Annotated in this window: 14 protein-coding genes and 1 pseudogene; 5 read left to right on the top strand and 10 right to left on the bottom strand. The window is 62.6% G+C overall.

Annotation, left to right across the window (positions count from 1 at the left end; translation table 11 throughout):
* Window positions 1-14: 14 nt before the first annotated feature.
* From DL86_RS04515 to DL86_RS04490, 5 genes are all read right to left on the bottom strand, one after another.
* Window positions 15-563 (bottom strand): hypothetical protein, encoded by a 549-nt coding sequence (locus DL86_RS04515; RefSeq protein WP_036258735.1) that lies wholly within the window; start codon window positions 561-563, stop codon window positions 15-17.
* A gap of 297 nt (window positions 564-860) precedes the next feature.
* Window positions 861-1,478: a HupE/UreJ family protein gene (locus tag DL86_RS04505; RefSeq protein ID WP_036258731.1), complete on the bottom strand. Its 618-nt coding sequence runs from the start codon at window positions 1,476-1,478 to the stop codon at window positions 861-863.
* Window positions 1,475-2,080, bottom strand: coding sequence for a HupE/UreJ family protein (locus DL86_RS04500; protein WP_084572725.1), 606 nt, complete (start codon window positions 2,078-2,080; stop codon window positions 1,475-1,477). The genes DL86_RS04505 and DL86_RS04500 overlap by 4 nt, the downstream gene beginning before the upstream one ends.
* Window positions 2,081-2,109: 29 nt before the next feature.
* Complete coding sequence (locus DL86_RS04495) at window positions 2,110-3,096, bottom strand: HupE/UreJ family protein (protein WP_245276240.1); 987 nt, start codon at window positions 3,094-3,096, stop codon at window positions 2,110-2,112.
* Window positions 3,093-3,968: a peptidyl-prolyl cis-trans isomerase gene (locus DL86_RS04490; RefSeq protein ID WP_084572699.1), complete on the bottom strand. Its 876-nt coding sequence runs from the start codon at window positions 3,966-3,968 to the stop codon at window positions 3,093-3,095. The genes DL86_RS04495 and DL86_RS04490 overlap by 4 nt, the downstream gene beginning before the upstream one ends.
* 272 nt (window positions 3,969-4,240) lie before the next feature.
* Between DL86_RS04490 and DL86_RS20085 the strand changes: the two genes are divergently transcribed.
* The gene (locus DL86_RS20085; RefSeq protein ID WP_036259049.1) at window positions 4,241-6,154 is read left to right on the top strand and encodes a hypothetical protein; all 1,914 of its coding nucleotides are present in this window, start codon (window positions 4,241-4,243) and stop codon (window positions 6,152-6,154) included.
* Between the two features lie 107 nt (window positions 6,155-6,261).
* Window positions 6,262-8,886 (top strand): spermine/spermidine synthase domain-containing protein, encoded by a 2,625-nt coding sequence (locus DL86_RS04480; RefSeq protein WP_051952693.1) that lies wholly within the window; start codon window positions 6,262-6,264, stop codon window positions 8,884-8,886.
* Here the strand turns inward: DL86_RS04480 and DL86_RS19125 are convergent.
* Complete coding sequence (locus DL86_RS19125; RefSeq protein WP_036258728.1) at window positions 8,783-9,277, bottom strand: copper resistance CopC family protein; 495 nt, start codon at window positions 9,275-9,277, stop codon at window positions 8,783-8,785. The genes DL86_RS04480 and DL86_RS19125 overlap by 104 nt on opposite strands.
* 66 nt (window positions 9,278-9,343) lie before the next feature.
* A complete protein-coding gene (locus DL86_RS04470) occupies window positions 9,344-9,910 on the bottom strand; it encodes a putative 2OG-Fe(II) oxygenase (RefSeq protein WP_245276238.1) in 567 nt (188 codons plus the stop codon).
* A 422-nt stretch (window positions 9,911-10,332) separates the two neighbouring features.
* Here DL86_RS04470 and DL86_RS04465 point away from each other — a divergent pair, with 422 nt between their 5' ends.
* Together DL86_RS04465 and ku (DL86_RS04460) are read left to right on the top strand one after the other, a co-directional pair.
* On the top strand, window positions 10,333-10,644 hold the full coding sequence (locus DL86_RS04465; protein ID WP_036258723.1) for a hypothetical protein: 312 nt from the start codon (window positions 10,333-10,335) through the stop codon (window positions 10,642-10,644).
* A gap of 98 nt (window positions 10,645-10,742) precedes the next feature.
* Entirely contained in the window at window positions 10,743-11,552 is an 810-nt protein-coding gene (ku, locus tag DL86_RS04460) for a non-homologous end joining protein Ku (protein ID WP_036258722.1), read from the top strand.
* A 111-nt stretch (window positions 11,553-11,663) separates the two neighbouring features.
* Here ku (DL86_RS04460) and ligD read toward each other — a convergent pair whose 3' ends face one another.
* A complete protein-coding gene (gene ligD, locus DL86_RS04455) occupies window positions 11,664-14,219 on the bottom strand; it encodes a DNA ligase D (protein WP_036258719.1) in 2,556 nt (851 codons plus the stop codon).
* 3 nt (window positions 14,220-14,222) lie between these two features.
* Window positions 14,223-15,089, bottom strand: coding sequence for a non-homologous end joining protein Ku (gene ku / locus DL86_RS04450; RefSeq protein ID WP_036258716.1), 867 nt, complete (start codon window positions 15,087-15,089; stop codon window positions 14,223-14,225).
* A 101-nt stretch (window positions 15,090-15,190) separates the two neighbouring features.
* Between ku (DL86_RS04450) and DL86_RS19650 the strand changes: the two are divergent.
* A pseudogene (locus DL86_RS19650) lies at window positions 15,191-15,337 on the top strand (IS481 family transposase); the annotation flags it as partial.
* Window positions 15,338-15,397: 60 nt separating this feature from the next.
* Here the strand turns inward: DL86_RS19650 and DL86_RS04445 are convergent.
* Window positions 15,398-15,925 (bottom strand): DUF1269 domain-containing protein, encoded by a 528-nt coding sequence (locus DL86_RS04445; protein WP_036258713.1) that lies wholly within the window; start codon window positions 15,923-15,925, stop codon window positions 15,398-15,400.
* Window positions 15,926-16,035: the final 110 nt, after the last annotated feature.

The raw sequence follows: 16,035 nt of genomic DNA, 5'->3' as shown, positions 1-16,035 counted from the left end.
CCGATCGAAACCCGTCAGGGGCGGTCGCGCCGCCGCGCCTTCTCGATCGCGGCGGCGAGCCGGTCCGCCTCGGTCGCAATATCGGCGGCGCGCCGGCGCATCAGGGCCAGCATCTCGTCGAGGAGCGCCTCGGGATCTTCGAGGCCGCTCTCCCCGGCGAGCCAGCGGACGAGCGCGGTTTCGTCCAGGTTCAAGGCGCGCGCCGTGTCGCGCTGCCAGTCTCCCCCGAAAATCAACCGCGCGGATGTCCGGAAGAGATCGGCCGGCGATGGTTCCGAGTTCGGATTTGGCGGGGAGGCTCCGCGCGCGCCCGGCTGGGTCGCCTCAGCCAGCCGCAAAATCTCAGGCAGAAGCGCGCGGACCGCTTCGGCGCCTGACAAGGGAACGATCCAGTCGCGCTTTTCAGGCCGCCAACGCACTTTCGGCACCCAGCGGAGCAGCGCCAGGAGTTGATCGCTGAAGCCGGCTCTGATGACGACGCCGTCATCGGTAACCTGCACCCAGGGGCTCGGCGGAAACGGGTTAGCGGCGAGGGCGGCGAGGGCCTTTTCGTTGCTCGGCATGGCGGAGCTTAAGGAAATCGGAGCGCCAACGTCAAGAGGACGCGGTCGCTTCACAGCTCCGCTTTATCTCGCCGAGTTGGCGGTTCGGCCGCAGGCGCCGCTCGGAAACAATGATCCCGCGTCTTGCGTCGGCGGGCGCCGCGCATGGGGGGAGAGGCTTCCGCGAACGAATTGTCTAGAGCCGGATGACTTTGGACGGAATCGCAACGCGATCTCGTCCAAAGTCTTAAATTCGCCTCTCATCGAAGAGTTAGAGCATGATGCCGAAAACCAGTTTCCACTTTTCGGCATCATGCTCTAATGCGTTGCTGGCGCGACGAACTGCAGTCCGAACGCCATGATTCCCACCGCCGCCACCCAGCTGCCGCTCGCGCGCAACGCCAAGAGGCGCCAGCTTCCGCTGCCCTGTAGGAATGCGGTGGCGCATGCGGTCGCCATAGTTATCGACGCATATCCGATTGCGGTCACCCCGGAAATGAACAGCAGGTGATCCGTCGATTCCGTCATCGCCTGTCCGTTCTGGTATCCGTGCGCCAGCCCGATGACGACGCCAAGACCAATCACCGCTGGCAGGGGCATGACAACGGCGGCGGCAACGGCCATGCCGATGAGTGCGATGAGCGCCACGTCGAGGAGAGGAATGAAAGAAACGCCCGGAGCGATGAGCGACAGTCCGCCGCCGACGAGCAGGCCGACCGGGAAGGCCACGAGCAGCCATCGCGCCCGTCGCGGGCCTTGGAGGGCCGCAAGGATCGCGAGGGCCAGCCAGGGCAGGGGGTCCTGGAACCCGGTGAGCGGATGGAGCATGCCGCCATAGAAATCACCGAGCCGGGTATTGACGAGATGCGCATGCGCATTTGCCGGGGCGCCGACGAGCGCGAACGTCGCCGCGAGGCGACGGACGATGGCTCTCATCCGATTGCTCCCAACGCGGCGAGAAGGAAATAGGCGCCAACGCAGCCGACCGCGGCGCCGCAGGCGCGAATAACGCGCTCGCCGAGCGGCATGCGCACCAGGAGGCCAATGAGAATGCCGCAGAGATGAAGAAGCCCTGTGGCGACAACGAAGCCTACGCCGAAGGCGAGCGGATCGGCGGCATAGGGCAATTCGCGGCCATGGGCATAGCCGTGAAAAACTGCAAAGACGCTGACAATCACCGCGGCGATCCAGAGCTGTGGCCGGGCGTGCAACGCGACGAGGACGCCGAGGACGATGCCCGAGAGGGCGACTGCCTCCTCAGGCAACGCCAGAACAACGCCGCTCATGCCCAAGAGCCCGCCCAGCGCCATCACCAGCGGAAACGCAATAGGCAGCACCCAGATCGCCGGATTGCCGAGTTGGGCGCCCCAGAGGCCGACCGCCACCATGGCCGCGACATGATCGAGCCCGGTAATCGGGTGGAGGATGCCGCTTTGCAGGCCAAGCGCCACGCCAATATGTGCGAGCGCTGGCGCCGGCGTCAACAGAGCGAGCAACGCGCCAAGCGCGGCGGTCGCCTTCAACCGAGCGTCCTTCATCATATCTCCCACCAATCGGACCCTAAGTCTCAAACCCGCACCAGGAACCAGAAGGCCGCGATGCTGCCGATCGCATAGGCCGGCAGCACAGCGCCCCAGCGCGGCAGCGTCGCCTCAACCCGATGATGCGCCCAGATCAGCGCGAGCACCACGAACACGAAGGCGAGTTGCCCGATCTCGACCCCGATATTGAAGAACAGCAAAGCGAAGGGCAGCGTCGTTTGTGGGATCCCGAGAGTGGTCAGCGCGGTCGCAAAGCCTAAACCGTGCAGAAGGCCGAAAGCGAATGCGACCACCCATGGGTAGCGCGCCGCGAGACCGACCTGGCCGCGCTGCAACTTCACGATCTCAACGCCGACAAAGACGATGCTGAGCGCAATTGTAGCATTGAGCGGCCTTTCCGGAACGCCGACCCAGCCGAATGTCGCCGCCGCGAGCGACAGGCTGTGCGCGACGGTGAACGCGGTGATGGTGCGCACCAGCATCCACCGGTCGCGCACCAGCCAAATAAGGCCGAGCACGAAAAGCAAATGGTCGATCCCGCGCAGGATGTGGTCGATGCCGAGATTGACATAGGTATCGGCAAGATTGAGCCAGGCCCCGATGTCGCGACCGGGGTCGCGCGCCGCCGTCACGATGGGATTGGCGGCGCTGACCGTATAGGCCTGGGCGGGCCCCTCCAGGGGAAACACGCGAAACATCGCGACCGACTGCTTGCTGCCGAGCCCCATGAAACTGAGGGTTCCGACGAATCCGCGTTCGCCGCAATCGAGTTCGGGCGGGTCCCATGCGCAGTGCTCGGGAAAGATCGGACGCAGCCGCTCGTCGATCGGCGGCATCGACCACTGTCCGAGATAGCGGCCGGGACCTACTTCCCGCAGGACCATCACGGCCATACTCGCCTCATGCGCCGATGTCGGCCGCGCCGGGACGAGGAAGGCGGCCGATAGCGCCGCCATGGCGAACAGCATGAACCGCCGGCGGCCCCCGCCGAGGCCTTGAAGGAACCCGATCATGATTCGTTGCGCCGGATCACGTAGGATTTTCCCATATCGCGAATGATGGCCGTGCCGAGGGCGCGCCCACGATCGTCCTTCCAATCGCTGATGACCTGCGTCTCGACTTCATGCAATGGGACCGCTCGTCCAGGCACGATTGAATCGAAGCGAACGATGTGCCAGCCGGCTGGAGATTGCAGCATATGCCAACGCCCAATTGGCAAAGCCGTGAGCTGCTCGACGAAAGGCTTGCCAAAAGCCGCTTCGAGACTCTTGCGGGGTCGATTTGCAAAGATATGTGCCCGAAGCCGAACCTCCTCCGGCTCGTCGCCGGCCTCGATCTGTCGCAGGATCGATTTTGCCTCGGCTTCGCCCTCTGGACCGCCGATGGGAAGCTCAAAAAAGCTCAAGATATCGGGAATGTCATAGCCTTCGCGCCGCGCCTCGAACCATTGCCGGAGCTCGGCCTCGGTGGGCTCGTTCACGGTGACGTTGCCGAAGACCAGAAGGCGCATCTTCTGCATGATGCGCTCCCGAATCATTTCGTCGCCTTTGTCCAGCCCCTGGGCGAGCGCCTCGCGGTAAGTGATCTCGTTGAGGATCCAAACATCAAGCAGGCGGGCCAGTTCCTCCGACGTCGGCTTACGCTGATTTGTGCTCTCGAAAAGCTCGATGGTCGACTGGCGGACCTCCGGTGGGACCTCGATGAGCTTGTCCTTGCTCACAGACGGAGATACGGCCGCATGGATTGCGAAAATCAGCGATCCAAGCAAAAGGAAGTGAAGCAGCGGCTCTTTTAGAAGCCCGGCCCGCAGCAGCCCGCGCGCTCCGGCCAGCATCGACGCTGTCCTCCCCCCTTCCGCAAACGAGATCATTTCTCCCAGCGACATCAAAAATTCCTAGCCAACTTTACTAAGCGTCGACGCGATCATGCAGCCCGCACGTCTCGGTTGCGCACCTAGTAATAGATTGACGATGTCACATTCATGACAGCGCATGTCATTCATGGAAGCAAAATCAAACGTCAGTCGCGCCTGAATGTCATAAAAGGGTCGCTAAACTATCACCTGTGGTTGTATTTCCTGTCACGATTGGCAACTAAGGTCGCGGCCTCGGTTCTACAGGAGGGGAGACTAAAGTAATGCCAAACACGGCTTTATCCATGCGATTGTTGACCTATGCGTCGACTTTGGCATTGACGATCGGGATGTTGACGCCGGCGAAGGCGCTCGACGCCACAGACCGCTACATGGCAGGCGACTTCCACAACCACACGACCTGCACCGATGGCACCGTGTCGGTCTCGACCTTGATTACGAAGTCGATCAATACGTTTGGCCTGGAGTGGATGGCGCAGGCGGGCCACGGCGGCACCGGCACGCGCGATTGCCGGTTCGACGATCCAGAGGGCGACAGCTCGAAGACCGGCTCCGGCAAGCTATGGGAACAGACGATCGGCGCCGCGGCCCTTAAGGGAGACGTCGTCACGTCGACATCGTTCTCGCCGGACGGGCTGCCGCATCGGGCGATGTGGCGCTGGCAAATGCTTCAGGAATTTGTCTATCCCGAGGTGGCGTCGCTGGTTAAGCAACTCCAAAACCCAATGCTTTATGTCGGGCTCGAGACAAACGTGCCTGGCCATGAGCACACCAGCACCACGGTCCTTGGAGCCCAGCGGCCATGGAACTACTTGCGTGGCGACATAGGCAATAACGACGCTCTCGCTCAATTCGAATTCCGCTTTGACCGCAGCGATACCGACACGAGCGGCAGCGGCGGCACGCCAGGCGTTGCTAATAGCGGCATCTGGAAGGGCAAGGTTGCGAATGCGACCGGGCCCGGCTTGGGCCTTGCGAACCACCAGAACAAAGCGGTGCCAAGCGTCGCCTGGATGCAGGCGAACTACCCTTTGCAGAGCTATTATGTGCCAGCGCATGTCGAACGCGCCGGCGTTTTCGATCCTAACGCCAATAGAGGCTTCAACGTCGAGCATTTCCGCGACTTCAACAACGCAGGTCCGACTGTCGCCGTCGGATTCGAAACGATGCCGGGCCATCAGGCAAGCAACAACCGCGGCGAGTACCGAAAGGACTTTGGCGGACCCGGCATTGACTCGGTCGGGGTGACGACCTATGGCGGCACGGGCATCTATGGCGCGAAGATCGGCGGGGTATGGGATGCGTTGCTCGGCGAAGGCCGCAATTGGTTCTTCTTTGCTAGCTCGGATTGGCATAACCGCGGCGCATTCAGCCCCTATGTCCGCGAATCGACTCAAGACTTCTATCCGGGCGAATATCAAAAGCTGTACATACTGCGGCCGACGAACGGGCTATTTCGGCCGCAGGTGATCGTCAACGCGGTCCGCAGCGGCAACTCGTTCTCGGTCTCCGGCGATCTGATCACGGGCGACCTCGGCTTCACTGCCGCGATCGAAGGACAGACCGCTCAGGTCCGCATGGGCGAGACGCTGGTGGTGCCGCGTGGGAAGTCGGTTCGGATCACGCTCACCGTCACGACGCCGTCCAAGCCGAACAACTCGCCCTACGCGTTCAACAACCCGTCGCTGTTGCAGCTCGGCATCCAGCAGCCGCTCAACAAGCCGGTGCTCGACCACGTCGACTTCATCCGCGGTAATATCACGGGCGTCATTTCGCCGAACAACGCGAACTACACCAACGGAACCAATCCGTCGGCCTTGATCTACGCGACGTTCAACGCGGCGAAATGGACGGTTTCGGGCAACAAGCGGACGATGAGCTTCGTTATCCCCAATATCCAGGGCAACCAGTACATCCGCGCGCGTGGCACCAATCTTCCGGTGGCGACGCCCAACGAGACGGATGCATTGGGGAATCCGTTGAGCGATCCTGCGACGTCGGTCATTCTCTGCACGGACCCTGCTTGCCCGGCGCACATGCAGACGACGGGTGGGGGCGCCAAGCTTTCGAGCTTCGACGTCGCCGCTTGGGCGGACCTGTGGTTCTACACCAACCCGATCTTTATTCGGGTGTCCGATCAGCCGAAGCTGCTGGTGGAGACCAACAAGGACCTCGCCAACCAACTTGCCACCAAATAGTCGATGGGTGGGACCGCGCCGATTGCGGTCCCACCCCTGTTCTTTCTCCGCACCCCGGAAGCGAATGCGCCTCCAGTTATGGGCTGCAAAAACTGTTTGACGCAATTATGACTGAAGTCGCTGCGGAGCCGATGGCCAGAGTCGATCGAAAAGCGCACCGCTTTGGCGCGCTATCGATCATGGGCATCGCGGGTCTGTCTGGTTTCGCCGGATTGGCGTATGAGATCATCTGGACTCGGTTGCTTGCGGTCTCGCTCGGACACGAGATCGTCGCCGCGCTTGGCGTCATGACCGCCCTTTTCGCCGGGCTCGCGCTGGGCGCTCTGGCGTTGGGCGCCCCGTGGTTCAACATGAAGGCGCGGCCCGCGTATTGGTATGCTGGGCTGGAACTCGCAATCGGCGCCTGGGCCGTTCTCCTCATTCCCCTCGCGCCGCTTGCTGGCGACCTTGCCCTCGCGCTCGCGCCGGTCGACGCTTCGCCGGCGCGGCAATGGCTTGTCGCCTTCGCTTTGCCATTTGCTTTGCTGTTGCCGGCCACATTGGCGATGGGCGGGACCTTGCCGACGCTGGAGGCGGTGTTGGCCCCGCGTCTGTGCGGAGGCGGCGCGGTCGGCATCGTCTATGCCGCCAATACGCTCGGCGCCGTCGCTGGCGCGCTCGCAACGATCTTTCTGCTCATTCCCGCCCTGGGGCTCACAGCGACGCTGATGGCGTGCGCGGCCGTCAACCTGGTCTGCGCCATAACCATGTGGCTTTGCGGGGGACAGGCGCACAGCGGGTCGGCGGCGGCTCGCCCCGCAGACCCGCGGTCCGCTGCCGGTCGGGCTCAGTTGGCGCCGCTTTTCCTCACGGGGCTCCTTGGCATCGGCTACGAAGTATTGACGATTCGCGTTGTCAGCCAAATCCTTGAGAACACGATCTACACCTTCGCCATCCTGTTAGCTGTCTACCTCCTCGGGACGGCGTGCGGCGGCGCGCTCCAGAGCCGGCTCGCCAAGCGCTATGATCGTGACGCGCTGACGGTTCGCTTGGTCCTTCTGACTTCGCTTTGCTGCGTCGGCGGCGCCGTGGCGCTCGCCTCCTCTGAGACGATCCTGACCGCGCTTCAGGGATTTGCGCCACCGACGATGGCCAGCCGGCTCGGCGCTGAATTCGGCGTCGCTGGCGCCGCCTTCCTGCTGCCCACCATTGCGATGGGCGCGCTCTTCGCCCAGCTGGCGCAAGGCGTCCGCGATCGCGCTGGCGCGCTCGGCGCTGCGCTCGCGGTCAACACATTAGGCGCCGCGCTCGCGCCAATCCTCTTTGGCCCGCTCCTGCTCCCCTTGATCGGCGCCAAATTCGGCTTCACCTTGGTCGCCCTGTTCTATCTTCTGGCGCTGCCGAATTTCCGCGGGCGGACGCGCGCTTTGGCCGCCTTAGCGGCTGCGGCGGCGATCGCGCTGCAGCTCTCGCCCCTCTCGCTGCGCTTTATCCAGACGCCGCCGGGCGGCGCGCTCCTATGGCATCGCGACGGCGTGATGGCGGCCGTCAGCGTCGTGCGGGATCAGGCCGGAGCGAATCATCTCCAGGTCAACAACCACTTCCGCATGGGCGGCGACGCATCGATCCGGTCCGACGCTCGCGAGGCTCACATTCCGCTGCTTCTCCATCCCAACCCAAAGCGGGCGCTTTTCCTCGGGCTTGGCACCGGCACGACTTTGTCGGCTGTGGGGGATCATCCTGGGGTGATTGCGGATGGCGTCGAGCTTGTGCCTGAGGTCGTTGAGTCCTTCCCGTGGTTCAGACAGTCGGCTCCCAATCTCGGTCGCGACGCGAACCTGCGCGTCCATGTCGCCGATGCGCGCCGCTTCGTTCGCGCCGCCGGCGATCGCTACGACGTCGTCGTGGCCGACCTTTTCCATCCGTCGCTCGATGGCTCAGGCGCGCTCTACACGCAAGAGCATTTCGCGGCGATCCGCGATCGGCTCGCGGAAGATGGGCTGTTTTGTCAGTGGCTCCCGCTCCACCAGCTCGATCTTGACACGCTGCGCGTCATCCTGCGAACCTTCCTCGCGGTCTTCCCCAACTCTAGCGCATATCTCGCGCAATTCAGCATCGAGACGCCGCTCGTTGCTTTGGTTGGCCGCCTCTCGCCGAAATCCTACCCGGTCGATTGGCTCAGCCGCCGCGTCCAGGACGGTTCGCTGGGCGCCCGGCTGGCGGCGCTTGATTTGAGGGACGACACGGCTCTATTTGGACTCTACCTCGCGAGCGCGGATGAATTGCGCTTGTTCGCCGGGCCAGGTCCGCTCAACAGCGATGACCGGCCGCTTGTTACGACCCAGGCGCCGCGCGCCGCCTATGTCGCAAGCGACACGCCCGGCGCCCGCCTGATGGCGCTGCTTGACGCCTTTCATCCACAACCCAGCGCCCTCTTGCGGGGCGAGGATGCCGGCGCGTTCCGAAGGCTCGCTGACTACTGGCGCGCCCGCGACCGCTTCCTCGAGATCGGCGTGCGGACCCGGATTGCAGGCAATGCACAGGGCTTCATCGCTGACGTCGGGCCGCAGCTCGTCGAGGTGGTGCGGATGAGCGCCAATTTCGATGCGGCCTATCTCCCGGTGCTCGCTATGGCCCGGCAGCTCGGTCTCAGCGATCCGTCGGCGGCGCGGAGACTGCTCGAAGCGCTGGATCGGGCGAATCCGGCGCGGCCTGAGGCGCGGAGACTGTTGGCTGCGTTGCCGCCGGCGTGAGAGCGCCTCCAGGGGCGGCCTGCGGATCGATGGTGAAGGCGATCACGCCGCCGTCAGGGTGGTAGTGCTGGCGGACATAAGCTGTCCACTCGATCTGGTAGCTGCCCGGCGGCAGCGGCTTCGCAACGTGAAATTCGACTTTGAAGACGTCGTCCTCGGTCTTCCGCCAGTCGAGCGGCCACGCCTCGCCATCCGCGCCGACAAGGCGAAGATTCGTTAGATAGATCGCCTCAGCGAAGCTGATGACCATCGGCGCGGGCGCCTCTTTCAAGACGTCTCCCTGGAACGGAACGGATGTGTCATACATTTCCTGCGCCAGCGCTTGCGGCGCGCCGAGCAGCACCCCGCCGAGCAGCAGGACAGCCGCCGATGCTTGCTTCCTCGTCTTCATTTTTTCCTCGTATCTTCGTTGAGCGGGACAGCCGACGGTTGGCGCTGGTCCGTCGCGATCGCGCTTTCAGGAAAGGTTGATGGCGTAGCCGAACGAATCAAGCCGAGCGGGAATTGCATTGAAGGCGACCGAGATGCGCTGATTGCCGCGATTTGTCGGGACCTCGTGCAACAGGTAGCTGGGAAAGAGGACAAGATCGCCCGCAGCGATCGTCGGCATCGCCCATTTGCCGCCATTATACGGCCCGAACCGCACATTCTCGTTCTGGTTCTTAAAGGCGAAATCTGCGCCGCCGAGGCTCTTGTGGAAGACAATGTTCGCCGAGGGGTGTGACGGCGTCAGGTAGAGCACGCCCGAGACGAAACTATTGGCGTGGTTGTGGATCGACTGGCTCCCGCCGGTCTCCAGAAAGTTGACCCAGATCTCCTTGATCGACCAGTCGAGGTTCTCGCCGAAGAGCAGCGCCCCGAATTCAACGAGCTTGGGATTGATCAACGCGCTCGCTTCGACAAACGAGGCTTTCGACCGCGGGCTCATGATCTCGGTATGGGAAAGCCTGTCGGATTTTGCGTTGGCGATGGTGCGGGAGGCGGTGACCTCAGGGACCAAATGGCGGATTAAATCTTCCCCCAACAGGCGCTCTACGCGCATTATCGGGGTCGGAAATAGTCCCACAACTTGATTCATAAATGATCCGCCATTGCCCCTTCATTTCCCAATTCTAGAGTGCTTTCAGATCCGATGGAATCAGAAAGCAGCTCTAGCTCTTTGTTTTGTCGCATTTTCTTAACGCGAACCGGTTTCCACTTCGCTTGAAAATGCTCTAGCGTCCCGGCCTGAGCCGCGACTGGGAGATGGGAGAGACTCATTCGCCGCCGATCTTGCAGGTTGCACATGAATTATAGATGACAGTGACGCTCGGGCTTGGGGCGCTGTTCCTGATCATTGGACGTCGGCGAGGTCCATGGCTCATGCATGGCTCATGGTGGAACGCCTCTACGGCGGGGGCGTTCACAGGGGACGCGATCAGGCGTGAGCACAGGGAGCGTTTGCGCATGCGGAAACTTATTTGCTTTTGCGATCATTGCGCCATTGCGGCGGAGTGGAGCCTGCGGCCAGCAAAGCGGAACCTGCGGTTCTTCGATCTTGTCGTTTCCTGTCATGGCGAGGCCGAGTCTTTCCTTGTGGCGGCGTCGGACCTGCTTTACGCGCGCGACCCCGCGACAGGGCGCGAGATCAGCGCGCCGCTTTATGTCATCGCTTTTGAAGGCGAGCGGCCGAGCAAGCGGACCCGCGTCATCGAAACGCTTCCGCAGGACTTGTCGATCAGGATTCCGAATTACACGAACCGCCTCGTGCGGGAGTAATCTCAAGCGCGCCGGTCGAGCGGCGGCATTGCGCCTGAGTATCCGTCGAGCTCTGCTGGGGGACAGGCAAGCTCAAATCGCATCTTTTGGAGCGTTACATGGCGTCGCGCGCATTTTGGAAAGGCTACCTGAAGCTTTCCCTTGTGACCTGCCCGGTCGCGATGGCGCCCGCGACCACTGACGCTGAAAAGGTGCGCTTCCTTACCCTCAACCGGAAGACCGGGCGCCGGGTCGTCAGTCAATTTGTCGATGCAGCGAGCGGCAAGCCTGTCGACAAGGACGATGAGGCGAAGGGCTATCCTCGCGGCGAGGATGATTACGTTCTTTTGGAGGAGGATGAGCTTGATGCGGTGGCGCTCGAAAGCGCCCGCACGATCGACATCGAGATGTTCGTTCCCGTCGGCAGCATCGATTGGATCTGGTGCGACAAGCCCCATTATCTGACCCCCGACGATCCCGTCGGCGAGGAGGCTTTCTCGGTCATCCGCGACGCGATGGAATCGACCGGCATGGTTGGCGTGTCTCGCCTCGTGCTCTACCGCCGCGAGCGCGCGGTGATGCTGGAGCCGCGCGATAAGGGGATCGTGCTTTGGACCCTGCGCTACGGCGATGAGGTGCGCGATCCGAACCATTATTTCGGAAAGATTGGAGAGGGCGAGATCGATCCGAAGCTGATGAGCCTTATCGCCGCTTTGATTGATGAGCGCAGCAAGCGGTGGAGCCCGAACATGGTCAGCGATCCCGTGCAGGCGCGTCTTCTCGAGATCATCGCCGCAAAGAAGAAAGGCGGGAAGCGACCAGCGAAAGCAAAGACCGAACTTGAGGCGGCGCCGAGCAATGTCATCAACATCATGGAGGCGCTGCGCAAGAGCATTTCATCCGATGGCAAACCGGCGAAAGGCGGCTAGAGCGCTTCTCGATCAGACGGAATCATTCGATCAATCAGAAATCGCTCCCGTGTTAAAGAATCTAAGCATATTCTCGTTGAACAGATTGAATCAATCTGTTCGGAATATGCCCTAGGCGACCTTTTTTCTGCGCGGCTTCCGCTCTTCGAGTGGCGCGGCCGCCGCGCGGAAGCCCTCCCAAGGATCCGCCGACAAGGCGGCGAGCCGCGTCGGCGTGTTTCCTACCGTGAAATAGGCCGGCCCTATCCCCGAAGTCAGCTCGTCCCAGGCAAGCGGCATGGAGACCGCCGCTCCCGGCCGGGCGCGCGTCGAAAAGGGGGCGACGGCGGTCGCCCCGCGCTGGTTGCGCAGATAGTCGACAAAAATCTTGCCGCGCCGCTTCGCCTTTGTGATCTTCGACACGAAGCGGCCCGGACTATCGGCGGCCATCGCGTCGGCGATCGCCTTTGTGAACGCCTTCACCGTCGGCCATTCGGCCTTGGCCTTGAGCGGCGATGCGACGTGGAGTCCCTTGCCGCCAGACGTCTTCACGAAGGCGGCGAGACCAGCATCCTTCAGTCTTTGCCGGGTTTCCTCAGCCGCCGCGATCACCGCTTCCCATGGCGCATCTTCGCCCGGATCGAGATCCATGATGATCATGTCCGGATGCTCCCAATCGGCCGCCGTCGATCCCCAAGGATGAATCTCGAGCGCCGCCGACTGCACGAGCCCAATCAGTCCGTCGAGATTGCCGATGCTGATCAGCGGCTCCGCGGACGGCTCCTTGGGATCCTTCACCAGGACGATGTTGGGGCTGAGCCCTTTCCAGGCGTGCTTTTGGAAGAATTTTTCGCCGGCGATGCCGCTGGGGCAGCGCAGCAGCGCCAGGGGGCGTCCGACGATGAAGGGGGCAATGAAACGCCAGACCTCGGCATAATAGTCGGCGAGCCCTTCCTTGGTCACGCCATCGTCGGGCCAGTATAGGCGATCGGGATGGGTGAGCTTCACAGTTCGGCGTTGCGGCTTTGTCGCCGGCGCGGCCGATGGCGGGGTCTCGCGGACGATCTCGCGCGGCAATTTGTCCTCGCGCAGGCCGCGGAAAGACGCGTGACGCAGGTTGCCATCGGCGGTCCAGGCTCGGAACTCGACCTCCGCCGCGAGTTCCGGCCGCACATAGCGCACCCCGCGCGCCTCCTCCGCGGTCAGTCGCTCTGCGAAAGGACTCGCCTGGACCCTCATCTTGTCGAGCTTCTTAAACAGATCCTCCGCGACCGCCGCCGTAAAGCCGGTTCCGACGCGCCCGACATGGCGCAGCGCATCGCCTTCATACACGCCGAGGACCAAAGACCCGATCGCCCGACGGGAGGTCGTTGAGCGCGCATAGCCACCGATGACGAATTCCTGTCGCGCCGAGCATTTGGCTTTGACCCAGCTCTTGTTGCGACCAGATCGATAGGGCGCATCGCGCAGCTTGGAGACCACGCCCTCGAGGCTCAGTCGGCAGGCATGGCGCAGCACCAAAGCGCCATTCTCCTCGAAATGGCTGCTGTAGCGGATGAGTCCGGAACTGTCGCCGACAACTTTTTCGAGCAGATCCTTGCGGGCGATCAGTGATAGGCGGCGCAGATCATAACCGTTGAGGTAGAGAAGGTCGAAAACGTAGAAGATGAAACGGTCGTTGCGCCCGACGCTGAGATCGGCCTGCAAAGCAGCGAAATCGGACGCGCCCGAGTGGGATTCGACTACGAGCTCGCCGTCGATCAAAGCCGCGCCGATGGGCAGGGCCCGCAGCGCCGCGACGACCTCCCCGCCGAATGTCTCGGTCCAGTCGAGGCCGCTCCGCGTCAACAGCTTTACGCGGCCCGCCTCGATGCGGGCCTGCAGGCGGTAGCCGTCGAATTTGATCTCGTGAAGCCAGCGCTCGCCGTCTGGCGGGCATGAGACGAGCGTGGCCAGCGTCGGCTCGACAAAATCCGGCAGCGGCGCCTTTTTGACGCCTTTGATCGCCGCCGGGTCTGGAATCCAACGAGCTCGGCACTCTCCCGAAGGAGAGGCCGGCGTGGCGCTTGGGCGCGCCTTGCGCTTCTCCTCGCTCTTTCCCGTCCTTGAGGACCAGCTAGGCGCCTCGCCGGCGACGTCGGCGATCACGCGGCCGGTCTTCGCCGATTCTGGATGTTCGTCCAGAATGTCGGGTCCGCCTTCGGGCCGGGCGTATTGGTCATCGCCCTTGATCAGCAGCCAATTCTCGCGCTTCTCGCGCGGCTTGCCCTGCATCCTCACAAGATGCCAGCGGCCGCCGAGCTTCTCGCCGCGCAGTTCGAAGTCGAGATGGCCTTTGGCATAGCCTTTATGAGCGTCGCCGATCGGCGACCATGTTCCGCGGTCCCAAATGATCACGGCGCCGCCGCCATACTCGCCTTTCGGGATCGCGCCTTCGAAGTCGCGATATTCGAGGGGATGATCCTCGACATGGACCGCGAGCCGCTTCTCGCCGGGGACAAGACTTGGCCCCTTGGCGACAGCCCAGCTCTTCAGGACGCCGTCCATCTCCAGCCGGAAATCATAATGCAGCCGCCTCGCGTCGTGCTTCTGGATCACGAAGCTGTCGCTGGTCTTGGGCGTTCGGTCGCCCCTCGGCTCCGCAGTCGCAGAAAAATTACGCTTCTTGCGATAGGCCTCGAGCGCCATCGCTCACCCGGCCTTCCGGCGCGGCGCGGCTGTCGTCGCCTTCACAGCGCGCGCCGCCCTAGATTTCGTCGGCGCCTTCGCGGCGGCTTTTTTCCCGCTGATGCCGGCGCTCGCGCGCAATGCGCCCATAAGGTCGACGACCTTCTCGCGCCGTGGCTCCTTTCGGACTTCGATCTTATTGCCCGCGAGCTTGGTCTTGACCAGTTCCGCAACCGCCGCCTCATAGCGGTCCTCGAATTTGGATGGGTCGAACGCGCCGGTCTTGGTCTTGATGATGTGCTCGGCGAGCTCAAGCATCTCACCCTTAATTTTTATCGAGGGAACGGCGTCGAAGGCCTCCCTCGCGGGGCGAACCTGATAATCAAAATTGAGCGTCGTGGCGACGAGGCCCTGGCCGTAAACGCGGATGAGCAATGTGCGAATGTGCCGGAACAGCACCGTCCGCGCGATCGCCGCGACCTGCTTCTTGCGCATGCCCTCCCGGATGAGGGCGAACGCCTCCTCGGCGGATTTGTCCGATGGGGCGAGGTAATAGGGCTTGTCGAAATAGACGTCGTCGATGTCGGCGCAGCTGATGAATGCCGAGACGGAAAGCGTCTTGTCGCTCTGGGGAGCCGCCGCGGCGACTTCATCGGGCTCGAGCACGACATAATCGCCTTTGTCGACTTCGTAGCCCTTGACCTGATCGTCTTTTTCGACCGCTTTTCCCGTCTCGCTGTCGATGAACTGGCGGCGGACGCGATGTCCCGTCGCCCGATTGATCGTATGAAACGCGATGCGCTCGGATGTCGAAGCGGCCGCATAGAGCGCCACCGGACAGGCCGCCTCGGCGATCTTTAGGAACCCCTTCCAATTCGCTCTCGGCGCCAATGCACAGCCTCGCTCTCAGTGCCCGTCGCGAAAGGAACAGCGCCGGGCGTGTCGCAGCAGGAGATCGAGGAAAACCAACGCGTCGCAGCCGGCTTTGTTCCGCCTTCGTGAAGACCTACAATTTTGCCAAGCATCTGAAGGCCTTGAGATGGAAAACGCCATTCGAGGCAATCGCTCATGCCGGGACACCCAACCCGACTATCTTCAAGATTAGCCCGCGTCACCTCATTCCGGGACCAAACACCTAGGCGGTAGGGCGGCGCCACCCAACGCTCCGCCTTGACCTCTTGACGCTCCCTTTGGTGGGATCAGGCGCTGGCTGCGGGCGGGGGCTGCGGCGCATTGGCGGCCACGGCGCCGGCGAGAGCATTGCGAAGCGCTTGTTCCTTGGCGTCGTCGAGGGACGTCTTGAGCACGACGCCGCCATAGTCCTTGATCTGATCGAGCACCTTATCCGCCGTCATTTCCTTGATGAGCACGAACAAGGCGGCATTGCCGGGCTGGATGCTTTCGGCGATGTCTTTCATGAACTTGTCATTGATGCCGAAGTCCGTCAGCGCGCCGCCCAATGCGCCGCCCGCCGCCCCTAAAGCCACGCCGAGAATCGGATTGAGGAAAATCACGCCGACCAACAAGCCCCAGAAACTGCCCGAGGCGGCGCCGGCCGCCGTTGTGTTGACGACCTGGTGCAGTTGGATCCGGTCATCTGCTGATTTGGTGGCGACGACAGCGTCCGAGAGTTTGATCAGATATTCCTTCTGCAAATCAAACAGGCGGTTTCGCACCTCCTCTGCTTTTTCCTGGGACGGATAGACAATGACGATGAGATCGGACATTGTAGGTTACCCCGCTTGCAAATGAGCCTTATCGGCAATGTAGAATGCGCTGCCCGCCGCGCTTTTTCAAGCCGCCGATCAGCGCAGCGGGTCCGAAAGGCAAGCAATAT

This window comes from Methylocapsa aurea (genome assembly GCF_000746085.1).
Taxonomy (GTDB): domain Bacteria; phylum Pseudomonadota; class Alphaproteobacteria; order Rhizobiales; family Beijerinckiaceae; genus Methylocapsa; species Methylocapsa aurea.
The sequence above is the reverse complement of the archived record's forward strand: the minus strand, read 5'-3'. Positions and strand labels throughout refer to the sequence as shown.